Below are 15,598 nucleotides of genomic sequence, written 5' to 3'. Positions count from 1 at the left end.
GTAGAGTTTTAACCATTCAAGCGTATGAATATGCCGCCAGCTCCTCTTCCCAGCTACTCCGATCACGAACCCATTGAGCTGTTTCGGTATCTACGGACTTTAGTCGATGCTGCCGAACAGGCCTCATCCCCTTTCCCGAAGTTCGCCTTAGTGGAAGCCTACTGGCACATCGGTCGCATCATCGTTGAGATTGAGCAGGCTGGGCAGGCGCGCGCTGACTACGGCATACACCTCATCGAATCCCTATCGGAACAACTAACGCAGGCGTTTGGTAAAGGGTACAGCTTGCCTAATATGTGGCGGTTCAAGCAGTTTTTTCTGGCGTTTCCAATTCTCTCCACAAATGGGAGAGAATTAATAAACCTCCGACAGCATCTTCGAACGGAATTAACCTGGTCACACTACCGGGTGCTAATGCAGCTGGAAAACCTCCAGGAACGGTCATTTTACCTCAACCAGGCGGCTGACGAACGGTGGACGGTGCGGTTTATGCAGCGGCTGATTCGTACCCGCTATTACTACCAGGTAGCTCTGGGCGACACCAGGTTATTGCCTGGCTCGCCCACTGGTAATACGATCGGGAAGACCAATACCCCTACCCTCTCGGCCGTTGGCGGAACGACCCGGACCCGACTGGCCAGCATCAAAAAAATTATGCTCGACCGCTACGTTGGCTTCGCTTTTGTAGGGCAGCGGCAGTTTGTTTCCGTCAACGGGCAGGACCACTGGGCAGAACTGGTCTTCTTTAACTACTTGCTCAATCGATTCGTCCTTGTTCAGCTGGGTGAGTTTGGGCCTGTCAGTCAGGCGGCCTTTGTCCAGTTGATCGATGCGTACTGTAGCAGACAACCGCCCGGCTTTACAAACCTGCCCATAGGACTCCTGGTCAATCAACAGGGGCAGATTAAGCACCTCACGAGTAGCCAGGAACAGGGTTTGTCGCAGGATGACAGCAGCCGCCTACCGGTCAGTTTTGCCTGATTGACACCAATCAAGGTCGGGCAAAACTAAGCCCTACTCCATTTTCAGGGTTTCGACCGGATTTGTTTTTGCTGCCTTCATGGTTTGAGATCCAATCATCAGCAAGGCGATTACCCACACCACCAGCAAGCCCCCCAATAGCTCGATAAGCCGGGTAGGGTTGTGATACGGGAAGTTGGCGAGCACAAACCGCTCGAAGAACAGGTACGTAATGGGCAGGGCGATAAGCGCGGCTATCGACAGCTGAACCAGAAAACCACGGCTTAGCAAATAGACAAGGCTTCCCGAACTGGCGCCCATCACCTTCCGTATACTGATTTCCTTGAGCCGGGTTTCTGTCGTGAAGGCCACCATGCCAAACAGGCCCATGGATGCGATCGAGATGGCCAGTATCGACAGAAAGCCAATAATCTTGATCATGGTCGAGTATTCACTGTACGCTTCTTCAATCGCTTCGTCGTACAACTCAGCCCGAAACGGATGAACCCGGTCGATTTTTTTCCAGGTCGACTCTATTTTAGCCCGGGTTGCCGGCAGGTCAGCACTTTGCAGTTTAACATTGATGATGGATCTGTCGCCGGGGGTCCAGGGCATGAATGCTACCGGCTCGATGAGATTGTCGACCTTACCGTAGTGAAAGTCCCGGATGACGCCCACGATTGTCATCCGGCGGGTACCGCTGAAATTGGTGAACGTGATCTCCTTCCCGATGGCCTGGTCCGGGTTGTCTGCAATTTTCAACCGCTTCAGCACCTGCTGGTTCACGATCACTTCCGTAGCGGCAGCGGCCGTTGCCGGTCGTGCCTTGAAGTTCCCCCCCGCCAGCAGCTTATGATCATGCAGCACCATATACTGTTCATCGACATGATTGGTCAGGACCAGCGCCGAGTCACGCGAATCACTGTATTTCATAAATCCGCCCCAGGCATTGCCCACGCTCGTCACGATCAGGGACCTGGATATGGCCGCTACCTCGGGCATTTCGCCCAGTTCCTTCATCAGCGCATCCGGTTGATTACCCTGCATATCGATGTTCAGAATGTTGTCGGTCCTGAATCCAAGGTCGAAAGCGAGGATATCTTTATACTGCACATAGCCAATGGCGGTTGCGGTGATAAAAATCAGGGTAAGCGTATACTGAGTAACAACCAGAGCGCGTCTGAGCGGTACGTGCCTGAAGAGGTTCACCGATGAGACATTACGGAGTGCGTTGATGGCGCTGACTTTGGAGAAGAACAGGGCTGGCAGAAAACCGGCTATAACCCCAACAGCAACCGAAAAGAAAACAAACGCCACGACCATAGACAGGGTAAGGTCAAGCTTTACCGTGCGCTGCATCTCCGGCGCCAGGCTGATCAGCTGTGGCCGCAACAGGAAAAACAGGAAAAAGGAAAGCAGCAGAGCGGCCAGCGAAATCAGGATGGCCTCGGTCAGAAATTGCTGCCAGACCTGGTCTCTGCCGGCACCGATGGCTTTGCGGATACCCACCTCCTTGAAGCGTCGCATGGCCCGGGCAATCGAGAGGTTGGTGTAGTTGAAACAGGCCGACAGGATTACCACCAGCGCCAGCCCGCCCAGTATCCACAGTACCGCCAGAGGCATGTGTGGACCCACGGAGCCCGGCCCCCCTTCGGACTGACGGAGGGTTTCACCAACCACGATGCTGTACAGGGGCAAAAGCTCAAGCTCGATGCGGGTGTTTTCCTGGGCGAGGTTTTCCGCCTTCGCCAGGGCGTCGAGCTGGGATTGGATAGAGGCCCTATCTGCATCCTCAGGCAGCAGCAGGTACACGTAATTCGACGACATGCTTGTCCATTTCCTGAAGTCAGCGTTGTTCCGGTTGAGTTGCTCGGCCGTTGACAGGGAGACCAGGGCCTCGAAGCTGATGTGCGAGAAAAAGGGGACGTCTTTCAGGATGCCGGTAACGCGATAACTCAGGGTATCGAACCGGATCGACTTGCCCAGGGCAGATTGGGCTCCGAACAGCTTTCTGGCCGCGGTCTCGGTAAGAACAATGGAATACGGCTCGTTCAGGGCGGTGGCAGGATTCCCCTCAATCATCGGCAGGGTGAAGATGTTGAATACCGATGGGTCAGCCCAGAACCCTTTGACGGGCAGCACATTGTCGCCAACCCGGGCATCCTGTGAGAAGTCGGTACGCAGGATCGCCACGTCGTCGACGCCGGTCACTTTCTGCCGAATCAGCTTGCCGGTCTTGATGGAGGTAGTACCAAACTTGCCAGCCTGTTCGCCGTTGAAGGTCGCCACGCTGGTAATCCGGTAGATGCGATCGCCGTTTTCGTGGAACCTGTCATACGACCACAGGTCCATCACAAACGCAATGAGCAGCAAGCCTACCGACATACTGATAGCGAGGCCAATGACGTTGAGGAACGAGAACAGCCTGTTGCGCAACAGGTTGCGGCTGGATGTTTTGATGTAGTTACCGATCATGCCAGCAAGATTACCGGGTAACTACATGCCAAATGAAAAAATGGGATGAAATGGGTTAAAAATGGGACGAAGGTCGAAACTCGTTTCTGACACGCACCCATTCGTGTCTGTCCGGCCAGGCCGAACCGGCCTGACTATTCAGAACAAGCCTGCATATTCGGTAGGCATTGCGGTTAACGGCCTGATCCGAATGTCCTTAAAAAACACTTCAGCCGCTTCACTCTGCAGCTGAATTCGCCCTTTTCGCATGGGAACATCCTGCCCATTCTCGTTGGTATACCGGGAGTCTTTGAGAACCATAACCACGTGCCCGTTCACAATGTGCAGACTTTTACCCGCGACGCAGATCAGCTCCAGCTTCGTCCATTCGCCGGGTGGGCTTTCGTAGTTACCAGACCGGAGGCAGTAGGCCTCACTTCCTTTTTTGAAGGCCACAAAGGGTTGTTTGTCATCAGCAACCCGATTCATCACCCCCTCCGATTGGTAGGCACGAATATCGATGGCGGAGTTAGCCTGGCACCAGTAATCGCCCATGTGTCCTTCCATAATCTGAAATTCCTGCGACAGCATCCAGGACCGCCAGTATTCTACGCCCGCTTCGCCGATAGAATGGTAGAGGATGCCCGAATCCCGCAACTTGGTGAGCCGGGGTTCGTGTTTCTGACTACCCCACTTGACCTGCAGTATGAGATGATAATTTTCATACGAGTCCCGGGTGAACAGGCAACCATACTTCTCCCCGCTTATCCGTAGAACAGGCCCGCCGGGGTCATTGATGATCGAGAAAACCCGGTTGTCGTCTTTATTGTAACCAATGGGTTGGATAGGTGATCCCGACGCGTCTTTTGGTACATTTCCATTATAGTCGGGTCGATGCGCAAAGCTTAGGTAATTCTCCCACCTGGACAGGTTTTTATCCAGCAAGGGCACCCACTCATCGCGTGTATTCAGAGACGGCAAAGAGCCAAGGGCACAAAGGCCGATAAGCAGTGTAGTCAAAAATTTCATAAGCATGGAATCGTAGCGGGCGATCTGCAGACGATACGGCAAACCTACGCCCGGCCTTAGTTGGGGTTATGGTAAAAATCCATGCTTTATTGGTAGGTTTACGTCTACCCCCGACCTGCATGAAACGCTACATTCTTCATACCCCGTTTAACATCTATCATTTTGAGGCAACTACCTGGCAGCATGCGGTCCATAAGCATACCTACTTCGAGATCATTTTTATAATCAGGGGGAACGGCATTCACACCATCAACGGCAATACCTTCGACTATACCGAAGGGGATGTCTTCTTACTGGGCCCCGAAGACTACCACGGTTTCGTCATCCGGGAACCTACCGAATTCTGCTTTATTCGCTTCAACGAATCGGTATATCGACACTCCTCCGGCGAAAAAGACAACGGCTGGCAATCCATCGTAAAGACCTTGCTCTCCACTTCTTCCCAGAGTCGCGGCACCCTCGTTGCCGACAAACAGGAGAAGCAAAAATTACACAACCTGCTGGCTGTTCTGGAGGAGGAAAACAAACGGGATCAGGCGCCCTACTTTACCATCATACGAGATAGTCTGTTACGGAGTATGCTGATGATCCTGGCCCGCAACCTGTTCAGCCAGACACCCGCCAGAACCCAGACCAACGACTCGGCAGAAGCGATCCTGATGTACATCCGCCAGCATATTTACCAGCCTGATAAACTAACCATCGACCACCTGGCCGATGTGTTCATTACGCTCCCGCATACATCAGCCTCTTTTTCAAGAAACAGACGGGCGAATCCCTGAAGCAGTACATTGTGAAACATAAAATAAAACTCATCGAGGCCCGCCTGCTATACAGCCCGTTGACACTGGCCGAGATAGCCGATGAGTTTGGCTACACTGACGAAAGCCATTTTTGTAAGCAGTTCAGGAAGTATACGGGCCAAACACCCGGCTCTTTCCGGAAACGAACCTGACGGGAAGCCCCAAAAAGAGTTTGTCAGGCCAGAACGATTCGCCGGGGCGCCATGTACTCGCCATAGTCTTTGATGACCTGGCGTAAGATGTCCATATCACGCGGACACAGATGGGCAAACTCGTTCCAGTTGGTCAGGATTAGCTCGGCCGGCATATCGACCACGGCGACAATGCAATCCCAAAAAGCGTCCCAGCTCACGCCATACCAGTCCGGGAAGCCCAGTCTTTCTTTGACAAGCCGGTGAAAAGCGGATTTAGTATGTATACCTGTTAAATCTATAATCATGATAGATATGTAGAATTGCGTCGATCCATTCTGTCGACGCCATAATTGGTCCGGCGTTTAAGAATCAGGTAGGGTTGACGATGATAAAACAATACAGACCTTTTTTAATCTCACACGTTGGCTCGTTGCTATCAACTTACCGCTTGTCGGTTGGAGAGCACCGGCCTAAGTCGCTGGATCTGTATTAGCAACTGCAGATGGTAAGGCCGGGCTCGCTAGCGAGGTCAGCAGAGCTCTTCACCGGGAAAAGCATCTGATCAACTCCGGCAGGCAAACTATCGCGCTACGGTTGGTTTTGACCCGCGCTAACGGCTAATTGACTGTAGCCAAACCGATAATGATAAAGTAATCCAGATAAAAAAGTAGGCAGTAACGAGCTTTTCGGTTAGTAATGTATCAAAACTTACGGATCACCGTTGGGTTGAAAAACAAAAAATCACACTAGGTAAACTGACTCTATTCTCTGGATATCTATTTAAATGGAGTGAGTAATAGCCAGATCGATAAATACAGCACAACAGGCTTATCTAAACAAGTCTATTGTTCTGTATTTACACAATAAAACCAACACGAAAGTAAGGCAATTATCTAGGTTAACATGTAAAGTGAAAATAAAGACAATACATAATACCGCTCTTGCTTCTTAGTATATTCACAATAGGTTACCATTTTATTTTTAACTGAATGTGTCAGTTTTTAACAACACTACTGTAGCAGGACCGATTATCGGATGAGCTTACCTGCGGCACAAAATTTATCTACACTTTAGCTTATACTTTTTCAGCGCAATTATAATGAGCATAACTATACGCAACCATCGCCTGATCGAGCAGACTGATCAGAAAGAGTAAAGCGGCTCTATCTCCCTACTTGTTCAGGGACTTGACCAGGTTGTCACTGAACAGACCCGATTTCGTTACCATGGGAACAAGGCATCTGGTTAACTAATCTGTTGCATTCCCCTTGTAACAACGCCATCGTATTGCCGAAAAGCGAGTTTGTGTCTAGTAGAAAAACTCTTAAATGGCTTAAAAAGGCACTTTATATGATTAATTTTATAAGAATGTAACATAGCCAATTGAACGTGTAACATGCACGTGTCTCATATAGCACTATGCTAATATACTTTTGACCTCGGGTTTCGGGCAGGATAGTCTGACAAGCCAGCGAAATAAGGTAATAGTAAGATTTTGTAAGACTTACCCGATTCGTTAGCCTCCACATTTTATAGACAAGGGTTGTGCTGCTCCATAATTGTGTCATTTCAACACATAACCAGACAGACCTGTATTGCTGTACCCTAACTACAACCCGGAAAAACCATTGAACTGGATTTTTTTTTGTAACGACTATCTAATTAACTGCGCTACTTATTATTTGTTTTTGATAGAAAATTGACCTGTCAAAATATCGCATACATGAATTAACTACCCGGTTACATGTAGCTTCCTATTCCATTACTACATAATCGTTCCAAACCAATAAACCGATCGCCTGACAGTCATTTATTTCTATGACTTTGTGTATTATTTAATTTATTAACTCCTAAACCCAACCTCTTCTATGCGACTAATCAGCCTTACCATCAGATGCATCGTTCACATTGAACAGAGCAGAAAAAAGTCACAGAGTTCTGTTTGAATTAATCAATATATCCGATCACTGTAATTCAACGGAAGTGAAATGATCAAAACTATACAGTACGCAGTCCGATTTCCAAGAAATGGAGTGCAGAAAACCCGACTGATCGCTTTTTTAGCCTTGTGGATCGGCTTGATTCTGGGCAGCCAGGTAGCGCTGGCGCAGGAAAGTCAAACGGTTAAAGGGGTCGTTCTGGATGAAAACCAGAAGCCGCTCTTTGGCGCCTATGTGATCCTGAAGAATACGATGACCGGAACCACTACCGATGTCAATGGGGAGTTCAGCCTCAGGATTCCGGCGGGTAAACAAACCCTGGCGGTCTCTTACCTGGGATCGAAAGCGCAGGAAGTGGCTGTAGATAAAGGGAGTAGCCTGAAGGTCGTACTGACCGGGAGCGACATCACCCTCGATGAAACGGTTGTGGTCGGCTACGCTCAGCAAAAAAAACAAAGCGTTGTCGGAGCCATCTCCCAGACCACGGGTAAGGTGCTTGAGCGTGCGGGAGGTGTCTACAGCGTAGGGTCTGCCCTGACGGGTAACGTACCGGGTGTCATCACCACCTCCAGCACGGGTATGCCCGGCGAGGAAGACCCGCGTATCCTTATTCGGGGGTTGAGCTCCTGGAACAATAGTTCGCCCCTGATTCTGGTCGATGGGATCGAGCGGCCCATGAACAGCGTGGATATCTCATCGATCGAAACGATTTCTGTCCTGAAAGACGCGTCGGCAACGGCCGTTTTTGGGGTAAAAGGTGCCAATGGGGTTATTTTGATTACCACCAAGCGGGGTAAAGAAGGCAAAGCGACCATCAACGTGCGGGCCGATTATACCCTGAAAGTACCCTCGGCATTGCCCAATAAGTATGACTCCTACGATGCCCGAAGCATCCGGAACCGGGTTATCGAAAACGAGCTGGGGCTGGAGTCGGCGGGCTGGGCTACCTACACGCCGTACGAGATCCTCGATAAATACCGGAACCCGGCCAACCTGGCCGAAGCCGAGCGCTACCCGAACGTAGACTGGGCCAAGGAGATGTTCAAGCCGGTTACCAAGTCGTACAGCGCCAACCTCAACGTGTCGGGGGGTACGTCGTTCGTCAAGTATTTTGCATCGGCGGATGTGCTGATGGATGGCGACATTTTCAAGGAATGGAACAATAACCGGGGCTATCAGGCAGGCTACGGGTTCAACCGAGTCAACGTTCGGACCAACCTTGACTTTCAGTTGACGCCCACTACCCTGCTCATCACCAACCTGTCCAGCTCAAACGGGGTGAAGAAGAGTCCGTGGGGCGCTACCGGTGGGGAGTACGATATGTGGCAGGGGGCGTATGGCGTAGCACCCGATGCGATGCTGCCCCGCTACTCCGACGGCACCTGGGGGTACTACGCCCAGGACCCGGTAGCTGCCACCAACTCCGTGCTGAACCTGGCCCGCAGCGGGATCATGAAGCGGACTACCAGCCGGATCACCACTGATTTTACCCTGAATCAGGATTTGAAGATGGTCATGAACGGTCTGAGCACGTCGGGTACGGTTTCGTGGGACAACACCTTCGTGGAAAGCCAGCGGGGTATCAACGATCTCTACAACGATCCGCAAACCAAGTGGATCGATCCCGCTACCGGCGAGTCGCGCTACCGGTTCACCTACGATGCGGCCAATATGTTCGACTTTCAGGAAGCCATCCGGTGGGCTCCCCAGGCGGGCACGATGGACAACGGGGCTACGTACCGACGGTTGTTTTACCAGCTCAAGCTGAATTACAACAAGACCTGGGGTAAGCACACCGGCACCGCCATGGGGCTGTTCAGCCGCGAGGACCGGGCGGCCGGCAGTGAGATTCCCAACTACCGCGAAGACTGGGTATTCCGTACCACCTACGACTATGCGGGTAAGTATTTCGCCGAAGTGAACGGCGCCTATAACGGATCGGAAAAGTTCGGCAAAGAAAACCGCTTCCATTTTTTCTCGTCGGGTGCGGTCGGCTGGCTGTTGTCTGAAGAGGCTTTTTTCAAGCGGGCCAAGTTTCTGGATCTGCTGAAACTACGGGTGTCGTACGGGAAAATCGGGGATGACAATATCAACCAGCGGTGGCTGTACATGACCCAGTGGGCCTATACCGGACAGGCCAAAATCGGGGAGAACAACTCCGACGTGAGCCCCTACGTCTGGTATCGGGAGTCATCGGTAGGGAACCCATCGGTACACTGGGAAACGGTAACAAAAACCAACCTGGGAGCTGACTTCTCCCTGTTCAACGGCACCGTTTCGGGTAGTGTCGATTATTTCAACGACTACCGAACCGATATCCTCATCGCTGGCGGGTCGCGCGCGATACCATCTTACTTCGGCACCAACGCCCCCGTCGCGAACCTGGGTAAAGTTCGGGTGAAAGGGTACGAGCTGGAAGTAAAGGTCAATCACCAGCTCACCAACGGCATCAGACTCTGGGCCAATGCCAACATGACCCACGCCAAAGACCGGATCATCGAAGCCGACAACCCGAGCCTGCTGCCTGACTACCGCAAGAGCGAGGGCAAACAGATTGGTCAGACCTACTCGTACGTCAGCCACGGGTACTACAACAACTGGGATGAGCTGTATGCCAGCACCGAACAGAACACCAACGACCGGCAAAAGCTACCGGGCAACTTCCAGATCGTCGACTTCAACGGCGACGGCCGCATCGACACCTACGACAACATCCCGTACGGGTTTCCCGAGCGACCACAGAACACCTACAACGGCACCGTTGGTTTTGAGTGGAAAGGATTTAGCGCCTTCGCGCAGTTCTACGGCGTCAATAACGTAACCCGCCAGGTCGTTTTCACCAGCTTCGGCTCCCGGATGAACACCGTCTATGACCAGGGTGAATACTGGTCGAAGGAAAACCCGACGGCCAACTCGCCCCTGCCGCGGCTGATGACCGCCACCGACCCATCCACCTACGGCAATTTCTACATGTACGACGGGTCGTACCTGCGGCTGAAAAACGCCGAAGTCGCCTACACCTTCAACCGGGGCTGGATCGAACGGTTTGGCATGCGCTCGCTGCGCGTTTACGCCAACGGAAACAACCTCTGGCTCTGGACCCGGATGCCCGACGACCGCGAATCGAACTTTGCCGGAACGGGCTGGGCCGCCCAGGGTGCGTACCCCACGGTAAAGCGATACAACTTCGGACTAAACATTACCCTGTAACTCACGGCTGACTCATGAAACGAATAACAAAAACGATTGGCTGGCTCGGATTGGCCGCGATGCTCTTCGTGCTGCCCTCCTGTAGCGATTATCTGGACCGGGAAAATCAGTCGACAGTTTCGTCTACCGACGCCTTCAAGAACTTTATCAATTTTCAGGGCTTCGTCGAAGAACTCTATTACTGCATACCGGAGTCGTCTAAGTTCTACTGGCAGAACTCGTTCAACTGGGGCGAAGACGAAATCATTGTGGCTGGCGCGACCTGGTTCTACGGCTACAAGATCGACAACGGCGATTTCTGGGGCTGGCAGCGCGAAAACGACGGCTGGGGTGCGGGCTGGATGGACGGTCCCGGCAATACGCTCGATCAGACCAACCGCTTCAATAAACGGTTCTGGCCCCTTGCCTGGTATGGTATCCGGAAAGCCAATATGGGTCTGGAGAATATCGAACGGCTCTCCGATGCTACCCCGGAAGAAAAAAACCTGGTGAAAGGTCAGCTGCTCTTTTTCCGGGCCTGGTTCCACTTTCAGCTCATGACCTACTTTGGGGGCCTTCCGTACATCGACAAGGTACTACCCGCCGACCAGAAGCTGGACCTGCCGCGCCTGACCTATCAGCAAACCGCCCTTCGGGCTGCCGAAGATTTCAAGGCAGCCGCCGAACTGCTGCCCGTAAACTGGGACGATACGGATGCCGGTAAACGAACGCTGGGGAAAAATCAGCTGCGTATCAACAAAATTATGGCTTACGGGTATCTGGGCAAAAACTACCTCTATGCGGCCAGTCCGCTGATGAACTGGTCGTCTACGGGTAGCAAAACATACGATGCGGACCTGAGCAAAAAGGCCGCCGAAGCCTTTGCTACCCTGCTCCAGATGAGCGAAAGTGGTAAGACACACCACAAACTCGCTAATTTCTCGGAGATGTCGAGTGTGTATTACACGCTGAACCAGGGTATGCGGGTGCCGGGCTTTCCCGAAGCCATCATGCAGTCGCCGGCCTATGATGGTGGCGCTACGCGCTGGGGTCTGAACGAGCAATACGTAGCGGGGGTGTTGTTCAATGGCGGCAGTACCTGTTTCTCGCCAACGGCTAACTACGTAACCTACTACGGTATGGCCAACGGGCTTCCCATCAGGAATGCCGAGCAGGCCGATCCTGAGTCAGGCTACGACCCGACCGATCCCTGGAAAGGGCGCGATCCGCGTTTTTACAAAGACATCATCTATGACGGCGTGAAAATGATACAGGGTATTTCGGCCACCCGCGAAGCCCACCGGTACGCCAACCTGTTTACCAAAGGCAGCTACCGCGACGAGAACAACGGCAGCCGCACCGGCTATCTGAACGGTAAGTTCATTCCCCGTACGACCAACTACGACGATAACGGGCATAACCAGTCGCACTTCATTCACCTGAGTTATATGCGCCTGGCGGATGTTTATCTGATGTATGCCGAAGCGGCCCTGCATGCCTACGGAAACCCGCAGGGTGCTTATCCGGGCTACATTTCGGCCGTCGAAGCCGTCAATAAGATTCGGCGCCGGGCGGGGGTTGCGGATGTGAACGCCAAATTTCTGGGCTCGAAAGAGGCTTTCATGGGCGAACTGATCCGGGAGCGGGCCGTAGAGCTGTCGTTCGAGGGGCATCGCTTCAATGACCTGCGTCGCTGGCTGCTGCTCACCGAGCGTCCATATACGCTGAAAACGGCCCACGATTTCGATCGGGCGCCCAACGGGAAGGTGGCCAACCTGAAAGAGCGGATCATTCTGGAACGTCGCTTCAACAGCAAACACTACTGGCTACCGCTGAAGGTCGTCGACGTGAGCATGTACCTGGCTTTTCCCCAAAATCCAGGCTGGTAAACCGCAGGCTCTACCGCCTGATTGATAAAACTTTTCTAAGCCGCGTATCACCGCCAACATCCGTTTTTGTGTCTCCGGAAGGGGACACAGCAGGCCGTGCCATGACTCGAATCAGGTATGGCGGTGTTGGCAGGCTTTCCAAACCATCCTCATGAAACAGTTAGTCTACATCACAACGGTTTGTTCGTTGCTGGCACTCTACAGTGCAGGCGCCAGGGCGCAGACCAATCCGAAAGTCGAGGTCAGGTCGGTTGTTCGGAATGCAGAGGGTAAGCCTTTGCGGGGTGCCTTCATCAGCGCCAATGCCGGCCAGGTGAAAACCAAGACCGATAGTCTCGGTGCATTTTCGCTGACCCTGGCGCCCAAATCGACCGTGCTCGTATCGGCCGAGGGCTACCAGGACCAGGTTGCCCAGGCCGACACCAACATGCAGGATATCGTGCTGGCCGGTATTGACGACAACGCCAGCCTGGTTAATGTGGCCTTCCGCACAGTGCCCAAAAAAGACCTGCTGGGCGGGGTAGCCGTGGTTAATCTGCCGGGCTTGCTGCAAAAGAACTACACAACCGGCGCGCTGGACAACCTGAGTGCCTTTGCGGCCGGGTTCAACGGCAACATCTGGGGCATGGGCGAGTATCTGGTGCTGATTGACGGGGTACCCCGCTCGGCCACCACCGATATTCACCCGACCGAAATTGAGCAGATCACGGTCCTGAAAGGCGCGGCTGCCCTCGCCCTGTACGGAAGCCGGGCGGCCAAAGGGGTTATCCAGATTACCACCAAACGGGGCGTTGCCAACGAGAAACGGATCAACGTTCGGGTCAATACGGGGCTGCACGTGCCCAAGGGTTACCCGGATTACCTCGGTTCGGCCGAGTACATGACCTTGTACAACGAAGCCCGCCGGAACGACGGTCTGGAGCCCCTCTATAATCAGGAGACCATCTGGAACCATTATTCCGGTACCAATCCCTACCGCTACCCGGACGTCAACTATTACTCGCCCGAGTACCTCCGGAAAGCGTATAACCGAACCGACGCTTTCACCGAAATATCGGGTGGCAACAACCGGGCCCGGTTCTATACCAACATCGGATTTGTTCACTCAAACTCCCTGCTGAACGTGGGCGAGGCCAAAAACGACAACAATACCCGGCTCAACGTCCGCGGAAACATTGACGTACGGCTCACCGACTACATCAGTACATCGGTAGACGCCACGGCCATCTTCGGCAACAACCGCTTTGCGCATGGCAACTACTGGAGTAGTGCCGCAACCTTACGCCCCTACCGCTACTCGCCGTTGATCCCGATCAGCATGATCGAAGAAAGCGATCAGCTCACCCAGCTTCAGGTGCAGAACAGCAACTACCTCATCGATGGCAAGTACCTCCTGGGCGGCACCCAGCAGCACCTGACGAACCCCTTCGCCGACATGTACGCAGCCGGGTACAACAAGGGAACCACGCGCCAGTTCCAGTTCACGAACGCCATCAACGTAGACCTGCGTAAAGCCCTGCCGGGGCTGTCGTTCGGTACGCGCATCGGGGTCGACTACTCCACCTCGTACAACCTGTCGTTCAACGATCAGTACGCGATTTATGCGCCGACCTGGAACAGCTATGCCGGGAACGACATGATCAGCAGCCTGCAGAAGTTCGGCGAAGACCGCAAAAACGGGGCGCAGAACGTCAGCAATAGCTGGCGGCAACAGACGATCTTCTTCTCGGGTCAGTTCAACTACCTCAGACGAATCAACAACGTCCATAACATCAACGCCATTCTGGTCGGCACCGGCCACCAGCGGGCGGAGACCAGCGTATACCACAAATCACAAAGCCACGTGAATCTGGGCTTACAGCTGGCCTATAACTATCGGCAGCGGTATTACCTCGACTTTAGCGGGGCCGTGCTGCATTCGGCCAAACTGCCCCCGGGCAACCGGCAGGCCTTCTCTCCTACCCTGTCGGCGGGCTGGCGGATCAGCGATGAACCCTTCATGGCAGGGGCGTCGTTTGTCAACAACCTGAAACTGACCGCATCGGCGGGTATCCTGCATACCGATCTCGACATTCCGGGCTATTACCTCTACAAGGGCCTCTTTACCCATGCCGACGGGACCTGGTACAGCTGGCGCGACGGCACCCTGACCCGCACTACCGATTCGCGCCGGGGCGAGAACAACGACCTTTTCTTTGCGCAGCGGAAAGATATCAACGTCGGGGTCGAAGCCTCGCTCTTCCGACAACTGCTGACGCTGGAAGCCAATTACTTCATCAGCCGGATGGATGGCATCGTGACCCAGGCGGCTTCCATCTACCCGAACTACTTCGTGACCGGTTTCCCCCAGAGCTCATTTATTCCGTACATCAATTACAACAACGACCAGCGCAACGGCCTGGATGTCAACCTGAGCCTGAACAAGCAGCTGGGTCAGGTGGCCTGGACGGTCGGCTTGACCGGAACCGTTTACAACTCGAAGGTGATCAAGCGCGCCGAAAACTACGAGAACGCCTATCAAAACCGGGTGGGCAAGCCGCTCGACGCCATTTTTGGGCTGCGGAGCAACGGCCTTTTCGCCGACGAAAGCGACATAGCCAGTAACCCCACCCAAACGTTCGGCCAGGTTAAACCCGGCGATATCAAGTACGTAGATCAGAACGGCGACAACCTGATCGACAGTCGCGATGAGGTGTACCTGGGCCGGGCGGGCTGGAATGGCTCTCCGTTTACTTTTGGTCTGCACCTGACGGCCAGGTGGAAAAACTGGACGGTATTCACCATCGCTACCGGCAACAACGGGGCCTTCTCGCAGAAGAACAGTTCGTATTTCTGGATCCGGGGCGACGACAAATATTCGGCAGCCGTTCGTGATCGCTGGACGCCCGACACGAAAGAAACGGCCACCTACCCCCGGCTCACCAGCCTCAACAACGATAACAACATTCGCACGTCGGACTTCTGGCTCTATCGCAACAACCGCTTCAACCTGGCTAAAGTACAGGTTACCTACGCCTTACCCGGCCAGGCGCTGCCCGTCAGGTTCATCCGCGATCTGACCATTTATGCCAGCGGGTCTGACCTGCTTACCCTGGCCAAAGCCCGGCAGATTATGGAAATGAACATCGGCGGCATGCCCCAGACCCGCTTCTTCAACATTGGCTTAAACGCAGCGTTCTGACCAGCTTCTTACTTTCTGG

Annotated in this window: 9 protein-coding genes; 6 read left to right on the top strand and 3 right to left on the bottom strand. The window is 53.5% G+C overall.

Annotated elements, in window-relative coordinates:
- Nucleotides 1–24 precede the first annotated feature (24 nt).
- Nucleotides 25–981 (top strand): DUF1016 N-terminal domain-containing protein, encoded by a 957-nt coding sequence (locus B1C80_RS19880; protein ID WP_077922962.1) that lies wholly within the window; start codon nt 25–27, stop codon nt 979–981.
- A gap of 33 nt (nt 982–1,014) precedes the next feature.
- Here the strand turns inward: B1C80_RS19880 and B1C80_RS19875 are convergent, their stop codons facing one another.
- Nucleotides 1,015–3,435 carry an ABC transporter permease gene (locus B1C80_RS19875; protein WP_077922961.1) on the bottom strand — a complete coding sequence of 807 codons (2,421 nt, stop codon included), beginning with the start codon at nt 3,433–3,435 and terminating at the stop codon, nt 1,015–1,017.
- 138 nt (nt 3,436–3,573) lie between these two features.
- Nucleotides 3,574–4,443: a DUF1080 domain-containing protein gene (locus B1C80_RS19870; RefSeq protein ID WP_236648851.1), complete on the bottom strand. Its 870-nt coding sequence runs from the start codon at nt 4,441–4,443 to the stop codon at nt 3,574–3,576.
- A 119-nt stretch (nt 4,444–4,562) separates the two neighbouring features.
- On the opposite strand from B1C80_RS19870, the gene B1C80_RS19865 reads away from it, so the two are divergent.
- Nucleotides 4,563–5,225: an AraC family ligand binding domain-containing protein gene (locus B1C80_RS19865; protein ID WP_236648850.1), complete on the top strand. Its 663-nt coding sequence runs from the start codon at nt 4,563–4,565 to the stop codon at nt 5,223–5,225.
- Entirely contained in the window at nt 5,186–5,398 is a 213-nt protein-coding gene (locus B1C80_RS28755) for a helix-turn-helix domain-containing protein (protein WP_369822721.1), read from the top strand. Before B1C80_RS19865 ends, B1C80_RS28755 begins: the two co-directional genes overlap by 40 nt.
- Nucleotides 5,399–5,421: 23 nt before the next feature.
- Here B1C80_RS28755 and B1C80_RS19860 read toward each other — a convergent pair whose 3' ends face one another.
- Nucleotides 5,422–5,685 (bottom strand): barstar family protein, encoded by a 264-nt coding sequence (locus B1C80_RS19860; protein WP_077922960.1) that lies wholly within the window; start codon nt 5,683–5,685, stop codon nt 5,422–5,424.
- Nucleotides 5,686–7,413: 1,728 nt separating this feature from the next.
- On the opposite strand from B1C80_RS19860, the gene B1C80_RS19855 reads away from it, so the two are divergent.
- From B1C80_RS19855 to B1C80_RS19845, 3 genes are all read left to right on the top strand, one after another.
- The gene (locus B1C80_RS19855; RefSeq protein ID WP_139361690.1) at nt 7,414–10,530 is read left to right on the top strand and encodes a TonB-dependent receptor; all 3,117 of its coding nucleotides are present in this window, start codon (nt 7,414–7,416) and stop codon (nt 10,528–10,530) included.
- A gap of 14 nt (nt 10,531–10,544) precedes the next feature.
- Nucleotides 10,545–12,398, top strand: coding sequence for a RagB/SusD family nutrient uptake outer membrane protein (locus B1C80_RS19850; protein WP_077922958.1), 1,854 nt, complete (start codon nt 10,545–10,547; stop codon nt 12,396–12,398).
- A 151-nt stretch (nt 12,399–12,549) separates the two neighbouring features.
- Nucleotides 12,550–15,579, top strand: coding sequence for a SusC/RagA family TonB-linked outer membrane protein (locus tag B1C80_RS19845; protein ID WP_077922957.1), 3,030 nt, complete (start codon nt 12,550–12,552; stop codon nt 15,577–15,579).
- The last annotated feature ends 19 nt before the right edge of the window (nt 15,580–15,598 follow it).

This window comes from Spirosoma sp. 209, from assembly GCF_002006735.1.
GTDB classification, from domain to species: domain Bacteria; phylum Bacteroidota; class Bacteroidia; order Cytophagales; family Spirosomataceae; genus Spirosoma; species Spirosoma sordidisoli.
This window is presented reverse-complemented; position numbering and strand designations above follow the sequence as displayed.

Coding starts and splice junctions, on each gene's coding strand:
- B1C80_RS19860 (WP_077922960.1), bottom strand. CDS start 5,685: ATGATTATAGATTTAACAGGTATACATACTAAATCCGCTTTTCACCGG.
- B1C80_RS19875 (WP_077922961.1), bottom strand. CDS start 3,435: ATGATCGGTAACTACATCAAAACATCCAGCCGCAACCTGTTGCGCAAC.
- B1C80_RS19845 (WP_077922957.1), top strand. CDS start 12,550: ATGAAACAGTTAGTCTACATCACAACGGTTTGTTCGTTGCTGGCACTC.
- B1C80_RS19850 (WP_077922958.1), top strand. CDS start 10,545: ATGAAACGAATAACAAAAACGATTGGCTGGCTCGGATTGGCCGCGATG.
- B1C80_RS19865 (WP_236648850.1), top strand. CDS start 4,563: ATGAAACGCTACATTCTTCATACCCCGTTTAACATCTATCATTTTGAG.
- B1C80_RS19880 (WP_077922962.1), top strand. CDS start 25: ATGAATATGCCGCCAGCTCCTCTTCCCAGCTACTCCGATCACGAACCC.
- B1C80_RS19870 (WP_236648851.1), bottom strand. CDS start 4,443: ATGAAATTTTTGACTACACTGCTTATCGGCCTTTGTGCCCTTGGCTCT.